This window comes from Clostridium sp. C8-1-8 (genome assembly GCF_009928445.1).
Taxonomy (GTDB): Bacteria; Bacillota; Clostridia; order Clostridiales; family Clostridiaceae; genus Clostridium_AR.
In genome coordinates this window covers 60612-87318 of the sequence record NZ_JAABNO010000009.1, presented here as the reverse complement: position 1 = coordinate 87318, position 26707 = coordinate 60612, and the positions used below count along the sequence as shown (strand labels likewise).

Genomic DNA, 26707 nt, shown 5'->3' with positions numbered 1-26707 from the left:
TTATACTATATCTCATCTTTTTAAACAGCTTTACATAAATATTTTTATTTTTTTATAAAAACCTATTTACAATACTATACGTTTAGTATATTATATATTTATAAACTAAACGTATAGTTCACTAACTAAATATGTAAATTTATATTTTTAAGGAGGATATATCAATGAAGGTTATAGTTTTTAATGGAAGTCCAAATAAGGAAGGTAATACTTATAAGGGGTTGAGAGTTGTTATGGATGAGTTGGAAAAAGAAGGTATAGAAACAGAGATGATCCAGGTCGGCAATAAGTCTATAAGAGGCTGCCTTGCTTGTGGCTACTGTACAAAAAATAAAAATAGAAAATGTGCTATTGCAACTGATCAAGTAAATACTTGGATTGAGAAAATGAAGGATGCTGATGGAATAATATTAGGATCACCTGTTCATTACTCTGCAATTCCTGGAACAATGAAATCATTTTTAGATAGAGCATTTCGTGTTATAGAGGCCAATGACAGCATGTTAAGGCATAAAGTTGGAGCTTCTATAGTAGCAGTAAGACGTGCTGGAGGCATTCCAACCTTCAATGAATTAAATAATTATCTTAGTCATTCTGAAATGATTATACCGACTTCAAACTATTGGAACATCATTAACGGAAGATTACCTGGTGAAGCATTACAGGACGAAGAAGGTATTCAGATAATGAGAGTCTTAGGGAAAAACATGGCTTGGCTTATGAAACTTATTGAAAATGGAAAAGAAACTATTAAATCCCCTGATTTAGAAGAAAAAATATTTACTAATTTTATTAGAAGTTAAGGATGTGATGTATAAATGTATCAATCAAATAGCCGTATTATAAAAACTAATTCATCTGTAGCTAAACATCAAGTTAAACCTGCTTTAACAAAATTATTAGTTTTAGTTATGTCAGTAGCTTGCGGACTTACAGTTGCAAATTTGTATTATATTCAGCCACTGTTAGCAGATATAGCAAAGACCTTTCATGTAAATCAAATGAGTATTGGCTTTGCAGCAACTCTTACCCAGATAGGTTATGCAGTTGGAATGATATTTATATTGCCTTTAGGTGATATAAAAGAGAAAAGAACTTTAATTGTTATCATGCTTTTATTTTCAATACTTTCTCTTATGGGTATGTTCTTTTCTAAAAATATATATGTTCTTATACTTTCTTCTTTTGCAGTGGGTTTTACTTCAATTGTTCCCCAGCTTATTATTCCTTTAGCTGCCCAGCTAGCAAATCCATCGCAAAGAGGTCAAACTATCGGTACCATAATGAGCGGTTTATTAATCGGCATATTACTTTCTCGTACTGTTAGCGGACTCTTAGGTGGATACCTAGGTTGGAGAGCAGTTTATCTTGTAGCAGCAATTATGATGCTTACTCTAATGATTATTCTTAGAAAACTAATTCCTTTATGTAATCCTGTTTCTGATATTAAATATACTGAATTGTTAAAATCATTGTTTAAACTACTAAAAACAGAGCCTGTTTTAAGAGAGGCCTCCATCAACGGTGCTCTAATGTTCGCAGCTTTTAGTGCCTTTTGGACTGCTCTCATCTTCCTACTTGAAAGCTCTCATTATAATATGGGTACTGAAGCCGCTGGTCTATTCGGCTTAGTCGGCATTAGTGGTGCTCTTGCAGCTCCCCTTGTTGGTAATATAGCTGACAAGAGAGGCTCAAAGTTTGCTATAGGCATCTGCATCATAGTAGTTATAATTTCCTATGTATTTTTCTTTATCTTCGGCTTTAAAGTCTGGGGACTTGTCCTAGGAATTATTCTTCTCGACTTAGGAGTACAATCTTGCAATGTTTCCAATCAAGCAAGAGTTCATTCTTTAAATGAAGAAACCCGTAACAGACTTAACACTATTTATATGGTTAGCTTCTTTCTAGGCGGGGCTCTCGGTTCCTTCTTAGGTTCTTACAGCTATTCACATTTTGGTTGGTATGGCGTATGTGCTTTTGGAATACTAACTCAAATTGTAGCATTAATCTTACACAATACAGCAAAAAAGCATTAGGAGTATATATCAAATAAATAGTGATAGCTCTCCTATGCTAGAACTGCTTAATATTCCAAAAGGTAAAAAGATAACTGGAGCAGTGATGGTAGAATATTCGAAATATAATTATCAAAGATTAGTAGATAGAACTCCTCTTGAAGTTTCATTTTATTAATGTTGTATATCTTAACAAGCTGCTCTAAACCTCTGATATTTCTATATTTAGTGAGACTTCTAAAAAAATTCTATAAAGTAAAAAACTTAAAGCAGCCCCTCTCTATTACTACTAGATGGGCTGCTCTAAATAATATATAAACTTTCTAACTCAACTATCGATTTATACATGCCTAAAATTCATAGGTACATGATTTTGAAAGATTAATAACTTAAGTCTTAGTAGTACTCTAAAAGTGCTCTTTTATTCTATGCTGAGTAAAATAATCCTGCTCCTCTTATAATCTCTTGCTCCTCGAACAAACTTGAAACCGCATTCTTATACTCGCTTAAATTTTGTGATTTTCTTATCTTTTTACCATATTTCTTATTATCAGAAAATATGTAGATCATATATCCCCATAATTCCTTCATTCTGAACATAGCATTTTTTTCGTCATTATACACTTCTACATAAGTACTTAAAATTTCATCATGAAATGCTTTTAATACCTTCTTATCTATATTAATGTTATTTCTTATCTCATCCATTAAACCCGGATTGGCTAGTATACCTCTGCCTAACATCATTGTATTTACTTCTGGAAAAGCCTTTATTATTTCTTCATGGTCTTGCAAGGTGAAAATATCCCCATTATAACATATAGGGTTAGTACTTAAGGATACTGCATCTCTAAATACTTGTAGATTAGGCTTGTTTCCATAGAAGTCCTTTTGTGTTCTTGGATGGATAATCAATTCTTCCATAGGGTATTTATTATAAATTTTTATAAGTTCATAGAATTCTTCTGGACTAGTTTTTCCTATTCTAGTTTTTATCGAAATCTTAATATCATCCATTTTAAATATTTCTTCTAGAAATCTGTCCAATTCTTCTCTTAGCGCTAAAAATCCCGATCCCCTGTTTTTTGATACAACTGTTCCTGCAGGACATCCTAAATTCAAATTAACTTCGTTATATCCTAATTGCTGTAGCTTTCTAGAAGTATTAATAAAATCCTCTGCATCGTTGCTAAGCATTTGAGGGACTATATTAATTCCCTTATTATTTTCAGGTAGAGCATCTCTTAGCTCTTTACTTTTAAGACTTGATCCCTTATTGGTAACAATAAAAGGAGTAAAGTACTTATCAATATTATGAAAAAACTTTTCATAAGCATTTCTATATATATATCCAGTAATTCCTTCCATAGGTGCTAAGTAATATTTCATCTAATGACTCCTTATGTAAACATATGTACTCTAGTAAACAATAAATTTTCTACTCCAAAAAGGATTCAATAATATATCTTGGTCTCTTTTTTGTTTCTTGATATAGCTTACCTACATATTCACCTATAAACCCAATACTAATTAATTGTATTCCGCCAATCATCCAAATTGATTCCATAAGAGAAGTCCATCCAAGTACATTATTTCCGTGAATTTTACCTAGTAATGATGATATCATCATAATTATACTTATAATAAATAAAATGATGCCCATGTTAAATATAATTCTTATAGGTTTTATACTAAATGAAGTAATTCCATCAAAAGCAAAAGCCAACATCTTCTTTAGCGGATATTTAGATTCACCAGCAAAGCGCTCATGTCTCTCGTATTCTACAGTTACTGATGGGTACCCTATCAATGGGATTATCCCTCTCAAAAATAAATTTACCTCTTCAAATTCACCTAGACCTTCTAGAGCCCTTTTACTCATTAATCTATAATCAGCATGGTTAAAGACTATATCTACGCCTAAAAGCTTCATAATCTTATAAAAACTCTCTGCAGTAAACTTTTTGAAAAAAGTGTCCTTTTCTCTTGAACTTCTAACACCGTATACTATGTCATATCCATTATAAAATTGATCAATAAACTGTTCAATTACCTCTATATCATCCTGCAAATCAGCATCTAAAGATATAACTGCATCTGCATAATTCTTAGCTGTCAATAATCCTGCTAACAAAGCATTTTGATGACCACGATTCCTACTTAGATTAATACCAGAAAAAATCTTATTTTCATTATGAAGCCCTTTGATTATATTCCAAGTATTATCTCTTGATCCATCATTGACAAAAACTATCTTACTATCTTCAGAGATTTTCTTAGCTTCAATCATTCGTTCCATTATAACTTTCAATTGTTTGGATGTTTCTGGCAAAACCTCTTCCTCATTATAACAAGGTATTACTAACCAAATACTTTTCATAACTGCTCCCCTTCCTTAATTATATCTACTCTTATAAGAACACTACTTGCGATTTAATTTATTATTAATTTTACATTTACAGTAGATATAATCCTTTACTTTTTCAAACTTAAAAGCTATGTTTTTCAACCCAATTACACCTAAAATTATATAGATAGGGCTATATATATAGAGATATCTTGCTCTTGCCTCAAATATCAACTCAAACATAGTTAATCCTAATACTGATAAAATTAAAACATAGATCTCATTATAACTACAATCATTCTTTGTAAATATTAGCCCCAACATTGAAATAATCATCCCAATCCAAATGGCTTGTTCAAATGTTGATGTTATTCCATAATTACTTCCATAACTATAGTAAAAGCTTTTTAGCATAGGAGAACTCCAACTATTCTTATTCTCATATGTTTTCATGTAAAAATTACCTTCTACAGACCATGCAAAAGTTCCATCTCCATAATTCACAAGAGTCTTTTTGGTTAAAAACTTTGCGTATCCTAATATTCCATAATCCTTTAACCTGCTTTTTATAACATCAATATTTGCTGCTCTTCGCTGAGATGAAGTTGGAAAACTCTTTGAGAAAGCTACATCCTCACCACTAAAAACTCCATCTGTTTTGCGATTCAATCCCATCATAGCAAAATGGGTTAATCCAAATGAATCTTCTGAATTAATTTTTAGTCCTGTTTGTCTATATATTGATTTATAAAAGATATTTGACAATAAAAATGCAAATAATAATATAGATAGTATATAAACTCTCTTTACTTTTTCTCTTTTAGTTGAAAAAAGAGCTTTATTAAACTCAATAGCGACAATCGCAATAAGAATAATAAGTACCTGTGGCTTAATCTGATAACCTATAAAACTAGTAACTCCAATTAATAACCACTTTAATATGTTCCATTTTCCTATAAATTTTCTTATATATATATAAAATATTAATATTGGTAGGAATAACGCAAATGAATCTGAGTAAGTTATTACAACCCAAGGAGATAACCCTACTAATAAGAAGTATATAAACCATGTGAGAACTGCAAATTTCTTACCAATAAGTTGCTCAGCACATTTATAGGTTAGAATACTACTAATGCTTGAAATAAGACAATTTATAATAATTATTAACATTAAATCATTTTTAAGTCCTAATGTACTAAGTTTATCGCTAAGCTTTAATATATTTGAGAATATCCAAACTAGTGTTATGTTATTAGGAAACATCGAATAATAACCATTCATATTATCTAATGATTGTCCATGAGCTATGAGCCTAGCTGTTGGAATAACATATTCTCCAGCATCCCACCCTGTAATAAAGAAGATATTATAGCTTATGTATACTTGGGCCAAAAATAAAATTATGCTTCCGACTAATATAAATCTAAACGTATATTTACTTACAAATCTACTCTTATCTTTAATCTTTTTTATCAACAAGTAAAAAATAATAGCTACCAATACATCGATTATTGTTAATGTTATATTAGAGTACAAAAAGTCTTTTTTGCAAATATAATTTAGAAATGGCTGTAATACTAATATACAGAAAGAAATACTAAGAAAAATGCAAAAAAATACGAGCTTAATAAGTTTTATAAAAGTTGTTTCTTTTATTTGATTAAATTTCATTCTGTAAAAATCCCTCCGAAACTCGATTAGTTTCCCATAACTATATAAGGTATTTTATGAGTAATACTTTAATCATAAAATACCTTGCTTAAGATATATATTTAAAATTAAATTCCCTTATTTACCATTACACTCCAATAAATTGTATCTAAAAAACATTTTTATCAATAATTTTACATACTTTTCTATTATACATCTTTTATTATAATAATTACAACTATAATACAATATTTCTTATTTCAGAGATAGTCATGTCCGTATCTGGTTTAAACCCCTTAGAGCGTACATAATTCAGAATACTGAACAGGAATTGTCTTCCTTCTGGTTTATCTATTATTTTATCGAAATCGCAAGTACAAACTAAAAGTTTCCCCTTCGACACATTGCATTCAAACAGCATTCCTAGCTTATGATTTCTTTCAAAATTATCAATGGTCTGAACTATAGGATTTAGCTCCTTTGGAGTGCTATCCATTATAACAGAACGTGAATTAGAAACTATATTCCACCACTGGTAAGTGGAATACTCCTCACAAGGAAAATCTCTAAAAGCAGGATGATTATTGTTTATAAGTAAGCCCATGGTCCCTACTGGTACTTCCCTTTTCATACTTTCCGAAATTGAACGAAACATTGGATAGCACCAAAAGTCTGAAGCATAGAAACCTTCGATAGAATTTTTCAATTTATTTAGCTTTGGCAAAAGAACTACATTCTGACCATCTTCAAGTAAAGTTTCTGCTTCTGAAGATAATTCATCAAATATGTTTACCACTGAATAATCAATGAAAACTTCTTTAGGATAAATCCATAAATCATAACTCTTATTTATATTAAGTTTCTCTAGTTCAAGTTCTAAAGTAAGTTTTGTCATACCTTCTACTTTTGGCATCTTAAAACTAATATCACAAATATCAATGTAATTTTTGTCTTGAGCACCTGAAATATAAGCTTCACCATTTTCGTATATTGTTGTGCTATCCTTAATACGCCATGATAATCTTAAACCTTCCAATTTAAGATTTCTGTAGCAGCAAAGCTCAATATGAGCGTTGAATTTTTCTTTTTCTACATAATTATACTTTTCAAATCTAGCTAAAAGCACCATATCGGAGCAAAAGCTTTTCCACTCCTCTGGAGAAACTAATCCTTTGGGTTCCATAAATGCATCTAATATTCCAACTAAAGCAGTCCCTTGCCCAGAGAAGTCTTGAATATCTAAAACTTGAAATCCCGCTAACTTCCTTGAACGAAAGGCTGCTTCTAGCTCTTCCTTATAGCAGGCTACTGAAAGCTTTCCTGAACATTTGAAGTATTTATCTGCCAGGTGTTCCAAGTTTTTTTCTTCCAAACGTTTTTTGAATACCTCAAAGTTTTTTGCTTTTAATGAACCTTTATATTTTTCAATTTCATGAAAGTTAGGAAAAGTTGCATACTGCCCAATCTCATGGGACACTACAGGAAGCTGTGGCATAAGATTATCATTAGAACTATTAGTTCTAACCTTCTTTACTCCAGTGCCAAACTGAATCTCTACAGTATCTCCAGTGCCTTCTTCAGTATTATCACCAGAATTAGTATAGCAGGGAGATATATTTTCGTCATAATCCTTCATTGTATTAGGCATATCTGTTTGAACGTGTCCCAGTGGAGCATCACACATAGCATAAGATCCTCTTATTAGTCTATCTCTTGAAAATCTTACCCCACAAAAGAAATCGTCATTTTCCAAAATAACTGGAGTAAACTGAAAGTTATTTGACCCCTGTGTGTAAAGATGGCGATTATCAAAGCTTTTATAGTCCTTAAGTATAATATCTAATCTTTCTTTACTTCCCCAAAGTTCATTTCCTAAAGACATCATCACAAAAGATGGATGATTGCCAAAGCTTTTAAGAATGGAAAAGCCTTCACTAATCAAAAAATCTTGTTCAACTTGGTTATGATTTCCGTCATTTTCATCAGTTACTGTTCCCCAAAATGGTAGCTCTGGCTCCATATACATGCCTAGCATATCTGCAGCTGTAAAAGCAGCCTCTGGTGGACAACAGGTATGGAAACGGTAATGATTTATTCCATAGCTTTTTGATATTTGCAACACCTTTAGCCATTCATCTACAGTGGTTGGTGCAAAGCCTGTAAGTGGGAAAATCAATCCATCATGCTTACCACGAAGAAAGGTCTTTACCCCATTTATTTCAAACTTATCTTCACGTGCCTTAAATTCACGTATTCCAACTGTAATCTCTTCTATATCAGTAATTATGCCATCAATTATCATTTCAAGACGAAGCTTGTATAAATTAGGTTCATACTCGCTCCAAAGTAAGGCCGCTTCACCTAAAGGATATTCTATAACTATTTCATTCGAATGGAAGTTATAGCTTTTTTTGTCTGCTATATGTTGTGTTTTGCTGTTAATGCAGGCTGCTGATACATATAATACTCCACCGCTTGTACCAATAGCTTTTGCTTTTATAGTCACTGATTTGTCTATTATATTGGAATAAACCTGAACATCCTCTAAATATGTTTTATTAAATATCTGCAATTCAATTCTTCCAGTTATACCATTCCAATTAGTCTGAGTATCCTGAGAGGTTAAATGACCTCCCTTCGTAGGATAATCTGTATTATCAACAAGTATTGTAATTATATTTTTTCCCTTTGATAAATATCCTGTTACTTCATAGATATGAGGAGTACAGAGACTGCTTTGTTTACCAACCTCCATATTATTGATCCATAAAGTAGTAACACGGGTTCTTTCTAGATATAGAAAGCTTGTTTTATCATAAATATCATCAGAAATCTCGATTTCTCTTGAAAACCACGCATATCCTTCAAATTTATATTCATCAGTTAAGCACCCAAGCTCTATTCTTTCATTCTTCTTACCTTTTTTAGAATTAGATGTGGTTCCTGGAAGTAAGATCTCATCATTAAAAGGCTTCTTTATTCCTTGCTTATTTGCATCTAATTGAAAATTCCAAATACCACTTAAGTCAATTTTTGAGTACATATAATCACCTCTCATATATTAAATTAACCCAATTATAGCTATATACCCTTTACACAATTATATTTTAATCCTTTACATATGTAAATTTAAGTATTTTAATCCATATAAATAAATATTTAATTATAAAGACTTATTATTTTTCTACATTTCCTGCTTATATATTAAAGAGTAAAAACTCATCATCCATATATTTACAATTAAACTCTTCTTCAAATTGTATTTATACATTACTCCTTTAAGTACTACTTGGTATCTAAGAGTATATATATTAAAAAATAACATAAATTAAAATAAAATCTTAAGGCTTTACAAATATGTACTTTTAGAGATACAGATATTAATTAATAATGGAGAAGATATATTGTACTTATTAAGTATATAAATATAGAGAGTATAGTTAGTGGAGGAAATAAGAATGGATATATTAAAAAGTGTGATGGAAGATGTATTAAGAAGAAATCCAAATGAGCCTGAGTTTCATCAGGCAGTAAAGGAAGTACTTCTATCACTAGAACCAGTTGCACAAAAACATCCTGAATGGGTGAAGGATAAAATTTTCGATAAAATAGTAGAACCTGAAAGACAGATAATTTTTAGAGTTCCATGGGTAGATGATAACGGTGTGGAGCATATTAACCGTGGATTTAGAGTTCAATTTAACAGTGCTATAGGTCCGTATAAAGGTGGTTTAAGGTTCCATCCATCAGTTAATGTAGGAATAATAAAATTCCTGGGTTTTGAACAAATATTCAAAAATGCCTTAACTGGTCTTCCAATAGGAGGAGGTAAAGGTGGAAGCGACTTTGATCCAAAGGGTAAGTCAAATTCAGAGATAAAAAGATTCTGTCAAAGCTTTATGTTAGAGCTTAATAGGCATATTGGTGAAAATACAGATATACCAGCTGGAGATATAGGAGTTGGTGGTCGTGAAATAGGCTACCTGTATGGGATGTATAAAAAAATAAATAATGAGTTTACTGGAGTTCTAACTGGCAAAGGTTTAAACTTCGGTGGAAGCTTGGGAAGAACTGAGGCAACAGGCTACGGCCTATGTTACTTTATGAATGAAGCCTTAAAGGCAAAAAGCAAGTCTTTTTATGGTGCTAATGTTATTATTTCAGGATCAGGCAATGTGGCTATTTATGCACATGAAAAAGCAACTCAATTAGGAGCTAAGGTTATAGCTATGAGCGACTCTAATGGCTATATTTATGATGAAAATGGGATAAATATAGCTACCATAAAAAAGCTTAAGGAAGTAGAAAGAAAAAGAATAAGCGAATATACAAAATACCATCCTACTGCCACATATACTGAAGGCTGCAATGGAATATGGACAGTTAAATGTGATATTGCACTTCCTTGTGCCACTCAAAATGAAATAGATGAAAATTCAGCTAAAATATTAATAGCTAACGGCTGTTATGCCGTTGGTGAAGGAGCAAATATGCCTTCTACAATTGAAGCTGTTGATCTATTTATTGATAATAAAATTATATTCGGACCTGCCAAGGCTGCTAATGCTGGAGGTGTGGCCACTTCTGCTCTAGAAATGTCTCAAAACAGCATGAGATATTCTTGGTCCTTTGAAGAAGTTGACGATAAACTACAAGCTATAATGAAAGGCATATATGAAAAATGCAGTACTGCTGCAACCGAATACGGATATGAAGATAACTTAGTTGTAGGAGCTAATATTGCTGGATTTATTAAAGTAGCTGAAGCTATGTACTCACAAGGAATTTAATCTTAAGTAAATAACTTCTCTAAATATAATTAAATAGCTGCTGCAAAGAATACCTTTACAACAGCTATTTATTAGAATTACTTTTCTTTTTTATCTGATTCTACTATGAAAGTTGGGATTAGCATAGCAAACAAAGGCGCTGCGCTTTTAGTAACATAAACTGCTACTGATACAGCTAATGCTGTAGATACCCAAGCTGCTATATAAACATGTAATTTTGACATATTACCTCCCCCATAAATAAATATTTATAAATTGCTTTTCTAAGACAAAGTACTTTGTCGTCAGTTCATTAGTATTTACTGCACCATATTTTCTTTCCTAATTTTACCATTCATTTTTTTATGATTCAACTTTATTTTTCTCAGATTATTCAAATATGTTTTTCATTTATTTGGTCACTTGCAGACTTGGTCATTGCACAATATACTATAATTGTATAAAATATTAATTACCAATTTTTTACTACCAAGTGCAAACTTTCACAAATCCATATTAAATATCATAATAAGAGTAAAAATATATTCTGTTATAAAACGAAAGGATTATATATATGAGAAAAAAAGATGTATTAGAACTAAAAAGACGTTTAAAAAAGGACGACTGTACCTTTACAAAAATGTGTGGTTGCTATGTAGATGCTGAAAAAAATACAGTACTAAAGATTAAAGAAACCTTTTTAACCCTAAGAGAAGAAGAATTCTTTAAGTATTTAGAAGTTGCTAAAAAAGTTTTATCTGGAACAGTAGGAAATAATCTTCTACAGCTTGACTTTCCTCTTGGAGAAGAAGGTATAGGCAGTAAGCAGCTTTCTTTATTGGAGTTAAAGAAAAGTGGACTAAAAAATGATGCACTACTAGATGACTTCTATAGATCAATCATAGATAGCTACGACTATACAGGTAACTATTTAATACTTGTTTTTCACGATGCTTACGATGTTCTTACACGAACTACAGATAACGCAAAATTAGATGAATCAGAAGAAGTTTATGAATATATTTTATGTGCAATATGCCCAGTAACACTTTCCAAACCAGCTCTTGGATACTTTGAGGATGAGAATAGAATTGGTGCCCGTATCAGAGACTGGGTAGTTGGTGCCCCTGATCTTGGATTTGTATATCCAGCTTTTATAGACCGTAGCTCTGATATTCACTCAATTATGTATTATGCAAAGAATGCTAAGGACACTCATCCAGAATTGATGGAAGAAGCTCTTGGTTGCGGTTCAAAGCAAACTGCTACGGAACAAAAGGAAGTTTTCCAAACTATAATTAGCAAAGCTGTTGGTTATGACGATCAAAAATCAGAGCACATATTGCTAGAAATTCAAGAAACCCTCAATAACATGGTAGAAGAAAACGTAGCTATAAACGGCAAAGATGCCGAACCTATAATTCTTACCAATGATAATATTCAAGAAATTCTTATTGAAAGTGGTATTCCTGAAGAAATCACTGAAAAAATAGAAAAGACTTATACAGAAAAGTTTGGTGACACTCCTGCTGTAGTAGAAAACCTAATAGATAAGAAAGCTCTAGCAGCAAATGAACAGAAAAAAAAGGAAGAAAAGCTTGAAAAGAAAGTTCGTATATTAGAAGAAAGACTTGAACAAACAAAACAAGAAGCTGCTTTAACCCTAGAAAAAGAGAAAGTTGTAGAAGCAGAGCATAATACTACTAGTGATATAGACGGAGCTGACTCTAATTTAGAAATTACTTCTGACTCTAATTCTGAAGAAGCTTTGGATAACAATTTAGAAACTAACTTTGATTCTGAGATAGACACAGATACTAATGAAGATAATACTACTAATGATGAATATGATGTTGTGGTTAAAGTAAAACCTCAAAAGATATCTCAAATAAAATCACAAATCATCGATGGTAAAAAGTATCTGGTTATTCCACTAGATGAAAATGAGCAAGCTAATGTAAATGGTGTTACAGATATAGTTTAATTAATGATATAGATATTTATATCTTAATATTAAATGATTTGAAGGCATCTGATTTAGCTATTATGTGATTTTATAACTTTGTAAAGAGACAAGCTATTACTATTATATTTTACAAAGCTTTATCTTCATAGATATATAACTATAAAGTAAACCCACAAGGAAATTGCTAAGTATGGATTTCCTTGTGGGTTATATTATAATAAACTATGCTTTTTTCAAATTAATTAAAGCCGTTCCTCTTTAATATTAAGTAAATCTTTTAAATTATTAGTGATTACTAAAAGCTTACTCTATAGCTTTTAATATTGTCTATATTTAATATTTTATTACTTCCTCAAAATGTCTAAGGTATGTGCACTTGCACCTAAAAGATCAGGTCTTTCACAGGTAGAAAGATGATACTCAATGAAAACCTTAAAAGTATCTTCATCCATAGCATTTAATATAGGCCTCATATAATTGGCTGGTCCATCCGCTGCAACTAACTTCAACCTTTGTATCCCTGCTGCTTCATTTATCTTATCAATATCTTCAATTCTTACATAGTCATATAAATCCTCTGGTTCTGCTACAACATGAAAATCTTTATTAACTTTACCATTTTCAATAGATTTAAGTATATTATTTTCTTTAAAACCATAGGTTATTATACTATATTCATTCATACAGTATGCTACTAAGATAATTCCTCCAACCTTGGTTACTCTCTTAGCCTCTTCCAGCGCTTTTACCTTATCTTCAAACTTATATAGGTGATACATTGGTCCAAATACCAAGGTTACATCGAAAGTATTCTCTTCAAATCTTGATAAATCTAGAGCTGTACCTTGCATTGCTTTTACTGTACTTCCTTTTGATTTTAAAACACCTAGATTGTGTTTCACAAGCTCTATAGCAGTAACATCATAGCCTTCCTCTGCTAGCTGTACAGAGTATCTACCAGTTCCTGCTCCAACATCTAATATTTTTGCAGCTCTATTATTCTCTAAGTAATCATGAATATATTTCATAGACGTAATATATTCTACTTGTCCATGCCTTCTAGTTAATCTTTTGTCTTCACAAAACTTATTGTAGTATTTTTCAAGTTCCATTGTCATAGCTTTAGTTCCTCATCTATTTTAATCTTAAAATTATTCACTATAAATATTATACTAAATCTTATCTTTTATATTTATTATATATCAACATAAACTCATTATAAACTTTTTCTTAACAGATATCTTTTTAAATATACCTCAAAGCCGTCTATGACTTAAATCAAAAGATTAATCCCATCTATCTAGCTTATATATTGCTGTTCCCGCATTTGTTGTAACACGGAAAGTAGCATTCCAGCTGCTACCATACTCCAACTTAATACCACAAGCTGAGGATTCTTCATAGCCTTCTATGATTGAGCTTTTTGAATATGCTTCTATTGTTGAACGTATTTCACGTAGTTCAGATTTTAGATTCTCTGGGAACAGTGCATTTCCAGCACTCCTATAATCATGATCCTTAGCTCCTTCTAAGATAAAGAATACACTTTTACTTTGATGTGGGTACTCTCCATACCACATGGTAGGCTGTAAACAGATTGCAGTTACCTTACAGTATCCTTTAGCTAGTCCCCATCTACGATAATCAGAGCCACCACTATATACGTACCAGGAAAAAGGATTACGCTTATCCTCATTATCCCATTGAAGAATAGGTGGTGCTTCCTCATTGGAAGCTGTAACTATAGCTGAATAATTATCCCTCTTCTGTTGAACAAGATACTCGATACCTTCTGCTAATGGCAGAACAGTTTCAGAAAACTTTCTCCAGGTCATAGTAACTGCTGGTATCTCCATTTTATCATTTTCCTTCTTGTATTTAGCTGTTAGATGTGAAAATACGCCACTACTTCTTATGCTGTCTTTTTCTTTTTTTGTTGTCCATAGCTTCTTAAGCTCTTCTACTCTTGCAAATCTACGTACTAGAGATTTATCAATTCCTAGTTTCTCTACAATTTTCTCTGCCTGTGCTATATTTCCTTCTGTTGGTGCCGCTTGAGGCCGCTGATATCTAAGTGGATGCATTTTTTCAGCAAATCTGCGGCTCACTAACTCATATGATAATCCAGAAATAATATCATCAAGTAGAGTTCCTATCATAGAACTTTTAACATGACAATAACCAGTAGGTGCCATGGCTACTGCCAGCCATATAATATTATCAGAATTATACTTATTCCTTACCTTTGAAAGTCTATCATGTAAATCCATTAGCCACTCTGCGACCCCCAAGCATTTTTCTGATCTATACAATGCTTCAGTCCTTAGAAGCGTTACAGCTTGTTCCACTGCATCACTTGGATATTCCAAAATACTATTTTTCAATATTCTAAATTCCTCCAACTTTTCAGCCATAGCTTGACTAGCGTTGATTAATCTTGGTCTATAAACCATTTTAGCTGGCAATGATACTGATAAGTGGCTCCACCTTCCTGTAATTGACTGTCCAAGTTTTTTTAACTCTGATATAAAAACTCCACTGACTTCTGATTTTAGAACAATATTCTTCATAGCTTTCACAGACTCTTTAAAGAAATCTGGGGTATCAATTTCATTCCAAATAGCAGAGTGAATTTCTCCGTATTCAGAAATAGTAACCAATGCTCCATAACGCTCAATAAAGTTCTTACAGGCTTTACAATTATAATGCTGACGTGCTTCTCTAGGTAAATTATTTAGATAAGCCTCAAATAGTCCTTCTGAATTTGTTGTAAATAGTTTTTCCTGTATATTAATTATAGAATCAAAGTATCTTTTTACCGATTGTTCAAACTCAGGATACTTGTCTTTGCCACTATCATATTCTATGTTATTATTAATACTTAATTGTTTATCAACCATAGTAATTCCCCCATATATCGTAATAACTTAATAGCTTCTATACTCTAATTATAAACTTTCATCCAATTAGCTACAGACAAAAACCTTGCATTCTGAGCAAAACTTTCCTTTAGATTTTTTAATCCTTACTCACTTGCCTTAAAATTGTAAATTGGCTTTATAAGCTTATATATATCTACAGTCTCTTTAATGTTACTAATGATATCCTCAATTGGTTTATACGCCATAGGTGCCTCATCTATAGTAGAATCATTGACCGATGTAGTATAAATTCCTTCCATAGCCTTCTCATAATCCTTTAGTGACAGTTTTTCCTTTGCCTTAGTCCTGCTCATTACCCTTCCTGCTCCATGGGGTGCTGAATAGTTCCAGTCTGCATTGCCTTTTCCAAAAGCAAGTATACTTCCATCCCTCATATTTATAGGTATTAAAACCTTTTCTCCTTCATAGGCTGATATACTACCTTTTCTTATTATATTATCTTTGAAATTTATATAATTGTGTACGGTATGGAAAAAGCTAAAATCACTTATGCTCTTTCCTAGTAGCTTATCTAGTATTATATTGGCCATAGTTTCTCTGTTTAGGGCTGCATATTCTTGGCATATGCTCATATCATGTAGATATTTTTCTCTATACTTACCAGTTAGAAAACATAACTCCTTTGGATAGCTTGGAAGCATATCATCATATTTTGTCTTAAGCTCCTTTAATGCAGACTGGATAAGTTTCCTCTTTCCTTCTTTCTTATAGTTCTCTATAATTTCCTCTCTTTTCTCAAAGTAATCCTCCTTACCAGAACATATATCAATAGCAAGGTTTTGATATATCTCTGCAACCTGCTTTCCTAAATTTCTGCTTCCAGAGTGAATTACCAGATATATATTATTTTCATCATCTTTATCCAATTCAATAAAATGATTACCACCGCCCAAAGTACCAATACTTCTTTCAATTCTTTTGGTATTGGCCAAATCTCTATAACAGAATAATTGTTCAAGCTTTGAAAACCGAATTATTCTACTTTCATGAACTGACATTCCAGATGGTACCCATCTTCTTATAACCTCATCTATTTGATGTAAATCTATATCAATCTTCCCAAGTTCTACTGTTGTCATTCCGCAGCCTATATCTACACCAACTATATTAGGAATAACCTTATCTCCTAAATCTGCAGTAAAACCTATTACACAGCCTTTGCCTGCATGAGTATCAGGCATTATGGCAATACTGCTGTCTTTAGAAAATTCCTGATTACACAATTCAATTACCTGAGATATTACTTCTGGCTCTAATTTATCTGTATAAACCTTCGCTGTATTATATTTTCCCTTTAATTCTATCATCTCATTTACACCCTCTTTACTAATATTACAGCTATTCAATTCAATAGCTAGTTTGATTCTTTTAATTACCTCGTCTCTAATGGCTTTTGGAGATACTACCTTAACGTATGGTCCTAGGGCTAGTATTCTTCTTATTATATCTTCCTCTTCAAAGTTATAATAAAAGAGTTTTAATTCATACTTATCTCTTTCAATACACCTTGAATACCTTTCTAATTCTGAAAAACTCATAAAGCATCTTTCCATTGCTGATCTTTTATCTATCACTTCTAAGACAATAGATTCTTTTGAATATCTTTGTTCACCTAAAAGCTTTATAACTGCTTCTCTGTTGATTTTACTCTCTCTATTGTTTTCTATTTTTATATCAGTAAACTTTGATACCTTCTCAATAAAAAATTTATCATCTTCAATAGAGTACAATGAAACCTTAAATTCTCCATTCTTCAAGGAATACTCTAATCTTATTGGAATAAACCATTTATTAAAATAATCAGCACACTTATCAGCGCAGCAGTATCGTATGGCTTTCTCTTCCTTAATCGCTTTAAGCAGACTTCTAAAGTTTTCCTCAAACTGTTCGGTATCTTCCGATTCAGAAGGTATTGATCCATTGGTAATGTCTATAAGTTCATTAATTGGAGGAGCATCAAAATCTTTAAGAGCAATTTTCAACTTCTCTATTGTTGTATCTCTTAGAAAGACATTGAGTCTTTTATCCTCAAGCATATTTTTCAACCATGCCTTTTCAATGTTAGTTAGCCTCACAGGTACTATAGGTCCATTATTCTCTTTTTTTATATTGGGATAATAAAATCCCTCCCTCTCTTTAAGGATATTAAAATTTTCATTTTCTGAATATCTATTAAGAAGTAATCCCTCAAAGGTATGAAAATTGTTTCCTATTAGCTTTTCTTCAAATTCATCAGCCTCAACTATCTTAACCACTTGATCTTCTGAGATTCCTTCTTGGCACTGGTTAAGTACCTTAAAAGCAATACGCATGTACCTGTTTTTAACTTCCTCAAATATCTCCATAATTTTCAAGCATCTCCTCCCAGTCCTCTACCATCCTATTAATTATTCCTCTTCCTTGAATAACTCTTATATACCCTGAGTAGCTTCTTATCCAAGGAACCATCTCAAAGCTGTCATTTACAACCATATCTAGATGATAACGACCTTTCTCTATCTTATTTATGGAACATTGCTGTACCTCACTTGTTATTCTATCTATAATATACTTTTCCTTAGGCTCTTCTATTGTTATTTCTAGCTTGATCTTTTCCATCTTTTTGCCTTTATCTAATTTAACACTGGACCAGCTATGCTTAAAGTCTCTCTTATAAAACTCTTCAAATTTAAGATCCTTATAAGTTTCTTTGCACACTTCAATGTCATCTATTCTATCAAGTCTTGAAACTACGCATCTATTTTCCTTCGAATAAGAAACTAAGTAAAATCTTCCACAATTAATGTCATATCGAAGCTTAAAGGGCTTTAATAGTTCTGGAGTTTTATCTTTATATGCTGTCTTAGGATAGTTATATTTAAGCTTTATATATCTTCTATTACATATAGCATTTATAAGTTCCCAAAGAATATGCTCTTCAATAACTGGATGAAAGTATAGATTCTTATACTGAAAATAATCCTTTTTATCTAAGTTCATACCTCTTTCATATTCAGCGTAATCCTTTAAGCTCTGCTCACAGTAATAACCTGAAGTTACAGGAAATAATATGCTTTTAAAAAAAGATACCGCAATCATTAGTTCTTCAATTTCCTTATTACTAAGCTCCTTGAAAATATCCTCTGCCACAGTATAATATTTTGTCCTTTTTACTGTTTCACACTCTAGTACCCCAAGCTTGCTGTGCATTTCATTTAGTTTTCTCTCTAAAGTTTTGCTGCTTATATTATCATAGGATATTAATCCTTGTTCAATTAGCCCATCTTCTATTTCTCTAAAACAGTAGGACCTATTACCATTGCTTAAAAACATTATAAGATTAAAATATAGAACTAAATCAGACTTAGTAAAGCTCTTTGTCATATAGGTTTTAACTAAAAAATTCTCTGTATTTGTTATAGAATCGTAAGTCAGTGCTAAAAGCTTATTCCTTCCATCTCTGTCTGTTCTTATAAATTCCGATTCTATATATTGCTGTATCCTTCTTATCTCGTAGCTAATCTTTCTTGAACTCATATTTGTTTTCTCTTCCAAGCCTTCTATAGAAAAACATCCATATAAAAAAACTTCTCTTAGTATTACCCTAATTATATTGTAATGTTTTATAAAATCGTTAAACATTTAATGTACTACCCCTTCAACTCTTTAATATAATACCTAACAGGAAACTCATTACATAAAAAGTATAGCTTACAATAGTGAGATTTTATAGACAAAAAGTTTGCAGGAATATTTAATGGGTATTAAACCTATAAATAATAAAAGCGATTTATGATAAAATAAATTATCATAAATCGCTTTTATTATTCATTCACTGTTGAAAAAATAACATTATTTTTACTACACAACAACTTCAAATATTTTCTTTCCTTCTATACTATATTTTCTGCTAATATATTCTTTGTTTTTATTAAAACTAAATATTAAAAGATATCCTTTACCTAATCCTTCTATGCTTAAATAGTTTTTTAGCTGTTTTAATCCTTTTTGATGTGCTATGTCACCATGCCATATTTTTGTTTCAATAACATACTTATTATGATTATATTGAATTACTAGATCAATTCTTCTCTCTTCTGATATTTGTACTTCCTTATAATCAAACCCGACACCATTTATTATTGGTTTTATAAATGACAAAAATAACAAAACTCCATGCCTTTCTAAAAATTCAACATCTTTTGAACTATAATTTTCTTTCATAAATTGCTGAAATTTTAAAAGTATTTGTTCCATATTCAAGCCGTTATTAGTTGTTATAAAGTTATCCTTAAAATTATAAGAACTCATATTAGTCACATTCATTTTTGATATCATGTAATTATAAATTACTTCCCTGAGAATTTTATTAGACACTGCTACATTATTATTTTTATCTGCTATTAAGTATCCAAGCATGTGCCCAAGTTCTATTACTGGATTATTTATATTGAATACTTGATTAATATTTAATATGAGCACATTATATATACACTCATATAATTCCTTATTATTTTCCATATTCTTTATCAAATCATCAAAAAGCATATTTTTTTCATTAACTATTATTTTTACTGCTTTTTGAATTTCCTCTAATACCCACGGCCTTTTGTTATCTCTTAATATATCTTCATCTATAACTTGACATACCCTAGATACCAAAAAAGGATATCCATTGGTAAACTTAAATATTTCCTTACTCAATTTTTCTATATCTAATTCTAAATTATTTTCTTTTGAGTACTCCTCTAGCATAGTTCCTATTTCAAATTCATTAAAACTCATATCTATATCAAACTTTACTGCTATATTCCAAGGAGAATTATATCTTATATCTGAATCGTCTCTAAATTTTATCTTCAAGTTTTTAATATCATGTACCCCTGCTAATATTACTGATTTAAATGTAGTTCCATTTACTTTTGCTCTACTTAAATATAATGATCTAAGCATCCCTAAGAAATCTAAAAACAACTTATTATTTGAAGCTTTATCCACTTCATCAATAATCAATATAACTTCCATGTTACTAGTTATTTTCTTTATAGTATAAATTAAATCTACGAATGTATAAACTGTATCTAATTCTACTCCAATAGACTCATTAATAGCATTCATAAAGTAATTACAAAAGTTTTCTTCTGAATCAAATACAGAACCTAACCCTTCAAAATCTAAACTTATAACCTTATATCTAATCTTTAGTATTTCTTCAAGAGTATGAAGTGTTGTAGTCTTTCCATACTGTCTAGGCCTGTTTATTACAAAGTAATTCTCTTTTTGAATTAATTTAATTATGCTCTTTAGCTTATAATCTATATTCACCATATAATGCTTATCAGATATGCACAAGCCTGTTGTATTAAAAGTTTTACCTTCATGCTCGTCTTCTTCAAAAAACTTTAAATAATCTTTCATAACTTTCTCTTCTAAGCCTCACTTTCTTATATAGATTACCTTTTAATTCTTTACTAATGCTTCTTAAATTATAACACACTGACATCAAAGCTACTTTGAATTTGTTCAAGAATTTTTTTAATATCTGATTCCTTTCCAGAAGTTAAGAGCCATTTTATTGTGGTTAGTACTAAAGAGGAGTACATAGTTGAATAGTAATCCAGTAAGGAGCTATCTTTACATTTGTTATGAAGTATTAAGTATTGTAGAAAATCTTTCTTTAATAAATTTTCAAGTTCCTCATATAGGTTAATATTATTTGTTCTAATTTTCCACAAAGCAAGTATTGTCTTTCTTTGCTCATATAGATAAGCGTAGGCTTTGTAAATAGTAGGAAATATATTCTCCTCTTTCTTATCACTAAACCGTTCATTAATAAACAGAGCAGCATTTTTTAAAGTTTCAGCTGTAAGTTGCTCTGCTAATTCATATTTGTCTGAATAGTGCTTATAAAAAGTAGAACGGTTAATTAATGCCTTATCTAATATGTTTTGTATAGTAATCTCGTTGAATTCTTTCTCAAAAAGTAAATCAATAAAGGTATTCTTAATATTAGCACGTGTTTTAATCACTCTTAAGTCTACTTTAGCTTCCATAACTTTCTCACCCATTCCATAATCAATTACTTTTAAATACATAAAATACTAATTATACATATTAATTTTAATAGAATGAAAATAAAAAGCAACTATCATCAAAATAATCTACTTTATATAGTTAAGCAACAAAAGTCAGTAGATATGTATATTATCAAATAATTCTTTTATACTTTGCTGGTTGTTAATCAATCAATAAAAAAATAAAATAAAAGTATGCAGATGATAGATTTTCTCAATAAACAAACAAATAATGAAAGGTGATGAATTTTATGAAAGATTTAAAAATAAGAAAAGATTTATTTCCAGTTGGATTTTACGATGACCTACATCCAGACTTTAGTGTTAACTTTCAAATGAACCGTTGCTACAACATGACAAATGATGATGCTATGCTTAAAGAAATGAGAGAGATAAGCCCAAGCATTCATAATTATGAAGAATTTATTCAGAAGTTTCTAGAACTATATAATAAGTCATTAAATGAAGGTAATACATTAAAAGCCGCTTATTATCTAAGAACAGCGGAATTTTATATGACAGCTACTCATCCTCAGAAGCAAAATTACCGTAAACAGTTTATCTCACTAATGCAGGAATATTTTAATATAAGTGATGAACAGCCTTATAGAGTTCCTTACGAGAATGGATTTCTTCCTACTTATCGTTTCACTTCAAAAGCTCCAAAAGGAACAATTGTAATGTTCGGAGGCTTTGATAGCTATGTAGAAGAAATATTCAAGATGGCTTTATTACTTAAAGAATCTGGTTATGATGTGGTATTTTTTGATGGTCCTGGACAAGGATCCGCCCTTGAAGATTATAAAATACCAATGACTCACCAATGGGAAAAACCTGTAAAAGCAATATTGGATTACTTTAACCTTAATCATGTAACATTAATAGGAATATCTTTAGGAGGTTACTTAGCAATCAGAGCTGCAGCCTTTGAAAAACGGGTGCAGCGTGTAGTTGCAGATGATATTCTTTCAAATTTTTATGAAGTAGTACTAAACACACTTCCTGGAGAATTAAAAGAAAAAGTGAATTCTCTTATGTCTGATAAAAATGATGAAGAAGTGAATACTTTATTTGAAGGCTTAATGAAGCAAAGTCTCATGGTTGAATGGGCAATAAATCAAGGTATTCATATCACAGGAAGTAAGACTCCATATGAATTTTTAAGTAAAATCTTACTTTACAATACCTCTAAAATATCAGAAAAATTAGAGCAAGATGTTCTTCTCATGGCCGCACAAGAAGACCACTATATTCCTCTAAATCAACTTTTTGAGCAAAGTAAAGCTCTTACTAATGTACGCTCTCTAACAACTCGTATGTTCACTAGAAAAGAGAATGCTCAAAATCACTGCCAATCAGGAAACTTAGGACTTTCTTTTAAAGTTATAATAAATTGGATAGAACAAATACAAAAGTAAAATGTTCTAGTATTGCGATTTTATTCACTGAGCTTTTTGCATATCTGTCTTCCCAAATGTCTATGAGAAAAATATGGTAGGCGACTTAACTTGTCTTTTTTATTCTTTTTCCATATATACATTTAAGCCGTCTACACATAGCTTCTAATAATATATCCTTTGTTTTTATTAAAATTGAATATTAAAATATATACTTTATCTAACACTACTTTTTAATACTTCCAAATTAATCAGATTAGTAAACTTTCTAGCTCCTATCCTATTTAAATGAGCTGTATCATAAAAGTCACTTTCGCTAAACATATCACTATTAAAATAATCATATACTCTTACAGCTTTATTATAACTTATCTCTTCTATTACCGACTTAAACTCACTACTAATTCTTTCAGATAGATATGGATGATAGTATTTGCTAGTTGGACAAATTATTATATAAGGTGTTATGTTCCTAGCTTTAAGAAAATCTATATAATCATTTAATATTTTTTTGTTCTCCTCAACTGTAATAGGATAATTTTTCAAGGAATCTTTCCTCACATTTTCTTTACCTATTGCTATTTTTTCTGGTGTAAGGTATCCGCTTATATAATCCTTCCATCCTATTTCATATTCATCTATCAATGCTTTATATATTTCATTTTTATAATCTTCTATAAATATATTCTTCAAAATTGTCTCTACTCGATTAAACTCTTCACATTTTACTCCGGACAAGTCTTCTCTATTGTGTATATTATTAGTAAAAGGGTAATAACTATATACCCTATCTCCCACACTAGACTTAGATAAATCAAAATGAAAACTGTAATAGGTCAATCCAATTATTGCAAATTTCACTTTATCGGCATATTTGTTATTGAGTAATATATACTTTGCAACCTCATAATCATAAAATATATCCTGACTAGAAATTGCAGCATTTATTACATTTCCTTCAATAATGTCCTCATCAATTCCTACTTCAGCATAGGACAACCCTGTTATAAACCCATCTATTGTCTCATAATTTGTATTTAACTTGTATAATAATCTACCTATTTCAAAATCATAGTAGTTCCTAAGGTAATCTTTAAAATTTATAGCTTGACTACCTTTAATGTTTTCTTCACTGATTGCTTTTATTATTAATTCATAGGAAAACTTATTGATTTCTTCTGGTGCTATAATTGGTATCTCTTTTATCTTTCTACCTATATTTTTTTTGCTATTGCTTATAATGGCACTTACATTACATTTATTCTCATCTATTAAATTCAGGATTTTAATTGTAACCATATTTATTCCATATATAATCACATTAATCATGCATTTACCTCTACTCTATTTTCATTACCTAGACTTTTGTTATTTACTAAACCTTGCTTCATACACAAGTCATAATAATATCCTTCAAAACTTATAAGCTCTTCATGACTTCCTACCTCAATCAATTCACCATTTTTAAAAACAAAAATTTTATCACATCCAACTATTGTGCTTAATCTATGTGCAATAATTATCCTTGTATTATTGACCCTATAATTATCCAATGCCTTTTGGATTTCAACCTCTGTTATTGAGTCCAAATTAGAGGTTGCTTCATCTAATATTAATATTTCTGGATTTCTAAGAAGAGCTTTCGCAATAGCAAGTCTTTGCCTTTGACCAGCAGATAGGTTAGTAGCATTTTCCTCTAGCTTTGTATTATATTTAAAAGTTAAATTCTCTATATACTCATCTATCTGAACTATCTTACAAATTTCTTTTATTTCATCAAAACTTGCATTTATATTTGCAAACTCTAAATTTTGTCTTATAGTACCTGAAAAGAAAAAGTAGTCTTGAGAAACATAAGCTATTTTTTCTCTTAAAATATTTTTATCAATATCGTCAATATTATAATTATTTATTAATATTTGCCCACCTTCAACTTTATAAAATCCCATTAGTAATTTTGCTATTGTTGTCTTACCTGAACCACTTTCTCCTACAAAAGCAACTTTACTACCTTTCTTTATTGAAAACTTTAAGCTCTTCAATATCTTATTACCTGTTCCATACCTAAAATCAACCTTGTTAAATACAACTTCTCCCAACAGACTTTCAGGAGATAGTAATTTTTCTTCTGATTCAGTCTTCTTCTCAGTTTGTAAAATCTGTATCTCAGTTAATCTTTCAGTAGCTACTAAAGCACTTTGGATTTGAGACTGTAGGCCAGTTAATCTATCTAAAGGACCTATAAAGTATGTTAATAATGAACTGTAACTTATCAGTTCTCCAATAGTAAAACTTCCCTTTAAAACTTGAAAAAAGCCAACACATAATACTAGTATTGTAAAAATTGGTCCTATACTATTTTTCATATTAGAATGTAAACTATCTACATATCCAAACTTTATTGTATTCTCTATCACTTCAGCAAAACGATCTTTTGCATCTGATACCACTCTCTCTTCTCCATTTACGCATTTAATAAATTCAATTCCCTCCAAGGATTCAACTAGATAGGAATAAAACTTAGAATTGCTTTTCATAAGATTTCTATTGCCTGCTTCCAATGGTTTTTTGAATATAACCATAATTGAACAATAAAGTATAATAGGTATAAGACAAAGAAAGAATAGAGTTCTATTATAGTTGAAAAGCAATATTATTCCTGCAAGTACCATAATAGAATCCATCATTACTGTTATAGTTATAGAAGAAAGTGCTTCTCTAATTTTTGTAGCATCATTAAATCTTGATATTATTTCTCCAACCTTTCTGGTTCTAAAGAAATTCATAGGTAGTTTTATAACATGATCATAAAATTTCATTAATATATATCTATCCAAATTTTGAGAAACTTTTAGTAACAATATGGATCTGAAATATTCAGTTATATATTTAAAGACTAGCAAAATTATAGTTCCTGAAGTTATTAATAATAAGCTATCTGCTTTTGCATCATCAACTATATATTTGTAGTAATAGGCTCCTACAAGTCCAAGCAAAGTAGTGATTATTGATAAGAGAAATATCTTAATAAAGAATTTTTTCTCATTTTTTATTAAGTTCCAATACTCTTTATATACGCCATTATCTTTCTTAATAGGTACAAAATCTTTAGTAGGCGCATATGTAATTATTATGCCTGTCCATATTTTGAAAAAGTCCTCTAATTTATATTTCACTATTCCTCTAGAAGGGTCACCTACTGTTATATAGTTATCATTAACTTCATAGACTACAACATAGTGCAAAATGTTGGTACTAATAGTCACATGAGCTATTGCTGGCTTAGGAAAAAATTTATGAATGTCATCAAAACTCTTTATTCTTATTGCTTTTGCTTTTAAGTTAATTTTCTCTCCAGCTTTTATTAGTCCTAAAACAGTTGTACCCTCAGTCTCTGTTCCTGCATATTCCCTTATTTGGGATATGTGTATATCCATTCCGTAATACTTTGCTATTGTAGCTAAACACGCAGGTCCACAATCACTAAAATCATGCTGTTTTATACATTCATATCTTTTAAATACCCCCATAAAACTTCTCCTCTTAAAAACTTATCTCCTCACCT

At 30.7% G+C, this 26707-nt stretch carries 18 protein-coding genes and 2 pseudogenes; 6 read left to right on the top strand and 14 right to left on the bottom strand.

All coding sequences use genetic code 11. From position 1 onward, the window contains the following. The first annotated feature begins 164 nt into the window (after window positions 1-164). The 3 genes and pseudogenes from GXK57_RS11380 to GXK57_RS26560 all read left to right on the top strand — a co-directional run. Window positions 165-803: a flavodoxin family protein gene (locus GXK57_RS11380; RefSeq protein WP_160675978.1), complete on the top strand. Its 639-nt coding sequence runs from the start codon at window positions 165-167 to the stop codon at window positions 801-803. Between the two features lie 15 nt (window positions 804-818). Then, on the top strand, window positions 819-2036 hold the full coding sequence (locus GXK57_RS11375; protein WP_160675975.1) for an MFS transporter: 1218 nt from the start codon (window positions 819-821) through the stop codon (window positions 2034-2036). A 22-nt stretch (window positions 2037-2058) separates the two neighbouring features. Further along, window positions 2059-2193, top strand: a pseudogene (locus tag GXK57_RS26560) (ferredoxin); the annotation flags it as partial. A gap of 248 nt (window positions 2194-2441) precedes the next feature. Here GXK57_RS26560 and GXK57_RS11365 read toward each other — a convergent pair. The 4 genes from GXK57_RS11365 to GXK57_RS11350 all read right to left on the bottom strand — a co-directional run bounded on the left by GXK57_RS11365 (window position 2442) and on the right by GXK57_RS11350 (window position 9058). Next, on the bottom strand, window positions 2442-3404 hold the full coding sequence (locus tag GXK57_RS11365; protein ID WP_160675972.1) for a tRNA-dihydrouridine synthase family protein: 963 nt from the start codon (window positions 3402-3404) through the stop codon (window positions 2442-2444). A 49-nt stretch (window positions 3405-3453) separates the two neighbouring features. Then, a complete protein-coding gene (locus GXK57_RS11360) occupies window positions 3454-4395 on the bottom strand; it encodes a glycosyltransferase family 2 protein (protein WP_160675969.1) in 942 nt (313 codons plus the stop codon). A 42-nt stretch (window positions 4396-4437) separates the two neighbouring features. Next, on the bottom strand, window positions 4438-6036 hold the full coding sequence (locus GXK57_RS11355; protein ID WP_160675966.1) for a glycosyltransferase family 39 protein: 1599 nt from the start codon (window positions 6034-6036) through the stop codon (window positions 4438-4440). A 217-nt stretch (window positions 6037-6253) separates the two neighbouring features. Further along, on the bottom strand, window positions 6254-9058 hold the full coding sequence (locus tag GXK57_RS11350) for a sugar-binding domain-containing protein (protein ID WP_160675963.1): 2805 nt from the start codon (window positions 9056-9058) through the stop codon (window positions 6254-6256). Between the two features lie 415 nt (window positions 9059-9473). Here GXK57_RS11350 and gdhA point away from each other — a divergent pair, with 415 nt between their 5' ends. Then, on the top strand, window positions 9474-10805 hold the full coding sequence (gdhA, locus tag GXK57_RS11345; RefSeq protein WP_160675961.1) for an NADP-specific glutamate dehydrogenase: 1332 nt from the start codon (window positions 9474-9476) through the stop codon (window positions 10803-10805). A 77-nt stretch (window positions 10806-10882) separates the two neighbouring features. On the opposite strand, the gene GXK57_RS11340 is transcribed toward gdhA, so the two are convergent. Continuing rightward, window positions 10883-11029 (bottom strand): hypothetical protein, encoded by a 147-nt coding sequence (locus tag GXK57_RS11340; RefSeq protein WP_160675958.1) that lies wholly within the window; start codon window positions 11027-11029, stop codon window positions 10883-10885. Between the two features lie 329 nt (window positions 11030-11358). On the opposite strand from GXK57_RS11340, the gene GXK57_RS11335 reads away from it, so the two are divergent. Further along, window positions 11359-12768, top strand: a complete 1410-nt coding sequence (locus tag GXK57_RS11335; protein WP_160675955.1) for a DUF4317 domain-containing protein — start codon at window positions 11359-11361, stop codon at window positions 12766-12768. A 326-nt stretch (window positions 12769-13094) separates the two neighbouring features. Here GXK57_RS11335 and GXK57_RS11330 read toward each other — a convergent pair whose 3' ends face one another. From GXK57_RS11330 to GXK57_RS11305, 7 genes and pseudogenes are all read right to left on the bottom strand, one after another. Beyond that, a complete protein-coding gene (locus GXK57_RS11330; RefSeq protein WP_160675952.1) occupies window positions 13095-13868 on the bottom strand; it encodes a class I SAM-dependent methyltransferase in 774 nt (257 codons plus the stop codon). A gap of 168 nt (window positions 13869-14036) precedes the next feature. Continuing rightward, entirely contained in the window at window positions 14037-15650 is a 1614-nt protein-coding gene (locus GXK57_RS11325) for a hypothetical protein (RefSeq protein WP_160675949.1), read from the bottom strand. A 125-nt stretch (window positions 15651-15775) separates the two neighbouring features. Continuing rightward, window positions 15776-16999, bottom strand: a complete 1224-nt coding sequence (locus GXK57_RS26555) for an RtcB family protein (protein WP_243156412.1) — start codon at window positions 16997-16999, stop codon at window positions 15776-15778. Window positions 17000-17059: 60 nt separating this feature from the next. Further along, window positions 17060-17728: pseudogene (locus tag GXK57_RS26550) on the bottom strand (WYL domain-containing protein); the annotation flags it as partial. 295 nt (window positions 17729-18023) lie between these two features. Further along, window positions 18024-19313 carry a WYL domain-containing protein gene (locus tag GXK57_RS11315; protein WP_160675943.1) on the bottom strand — a complete coding sequence of 430 codons (1290 nt, stop codon included), beginning with the start codon at window positions 19311-19313 and terminating at the stop codon, window positions 18024-18026. A 219-nt stretch (window positions 19314-19532) separates the two neighbouring features. Beyond that, complete coding sequence (locus GXK57_RS11310) at window positions 19533-21089, bottom strand: AAA family ATPase (protein WP_160675940.1); 1557 nt, start codon at window positions 21087-21089, stop codon at window positions 19533-19535. A 68-nt stretch (window positions 21090-21157) separates the two neighbouring features. Further along, window positions 21158-21724, bottom strand: a complete 567-nt coding sequence (locus GXK57_RS11305) for a TetR family transcriptional regulator (RefSeq protein WP_160675937.1) — start codon at window positions 21722-21724, stop codon at window positions 21158-21160. Window positions 21725-21996: 272 nt separating this feature from the next. Here GXK57_RS11305 and GXK57_RS11300 point away from each other — a divergent pair, with 272 nt between their 5' ends. Continuing rightward, entirely contained in the window at window positions 21997-23163 is a 1167-nt protein-coding gene (locus GXK57_RS11300; protein WP_160675934.1) for an alpha/beta fold hydrolase, read from the top strand. 195 nt (window positions 23164-23358) lie between these two features. Here the strand turns inward: GXK57_RS11300 and GXK57_RS11295 are convergent, their stop codons facing one another. Together GXK57_RS11295 and GXK57_RS11290 are read right to left on the bottom strand one after the other, a co-directional pair. Then, the gene (locus GXK57_RS11295; protein WP_160675931.1) at window positions 23359-24471 is read right to left on the bottom strand and encodes a hypothetical protein; all 1113 of its coding nucleotides are present in this window, start codon (window positions 24469-24471) and stop codon (window positions 23359-23361) included. Then, window positions 24468-26672 (bottom strand): peptidase domain-containing ABC transporter, encoded by a 2205-nt coding sequence (locus GXK57_RS11290; RefSeq protein WP_160675928.1) that lies wholly within the window; start codon window positions 26670-26672, stop codon window positions 24468-24470. The genes GXK57_RS11295 and GXK57_RS11290 overlap by 4 nt, the downstream gene beginning before the upstream one ends. Window positions 26673-26707: the final 35 nt, after the last annotated feature.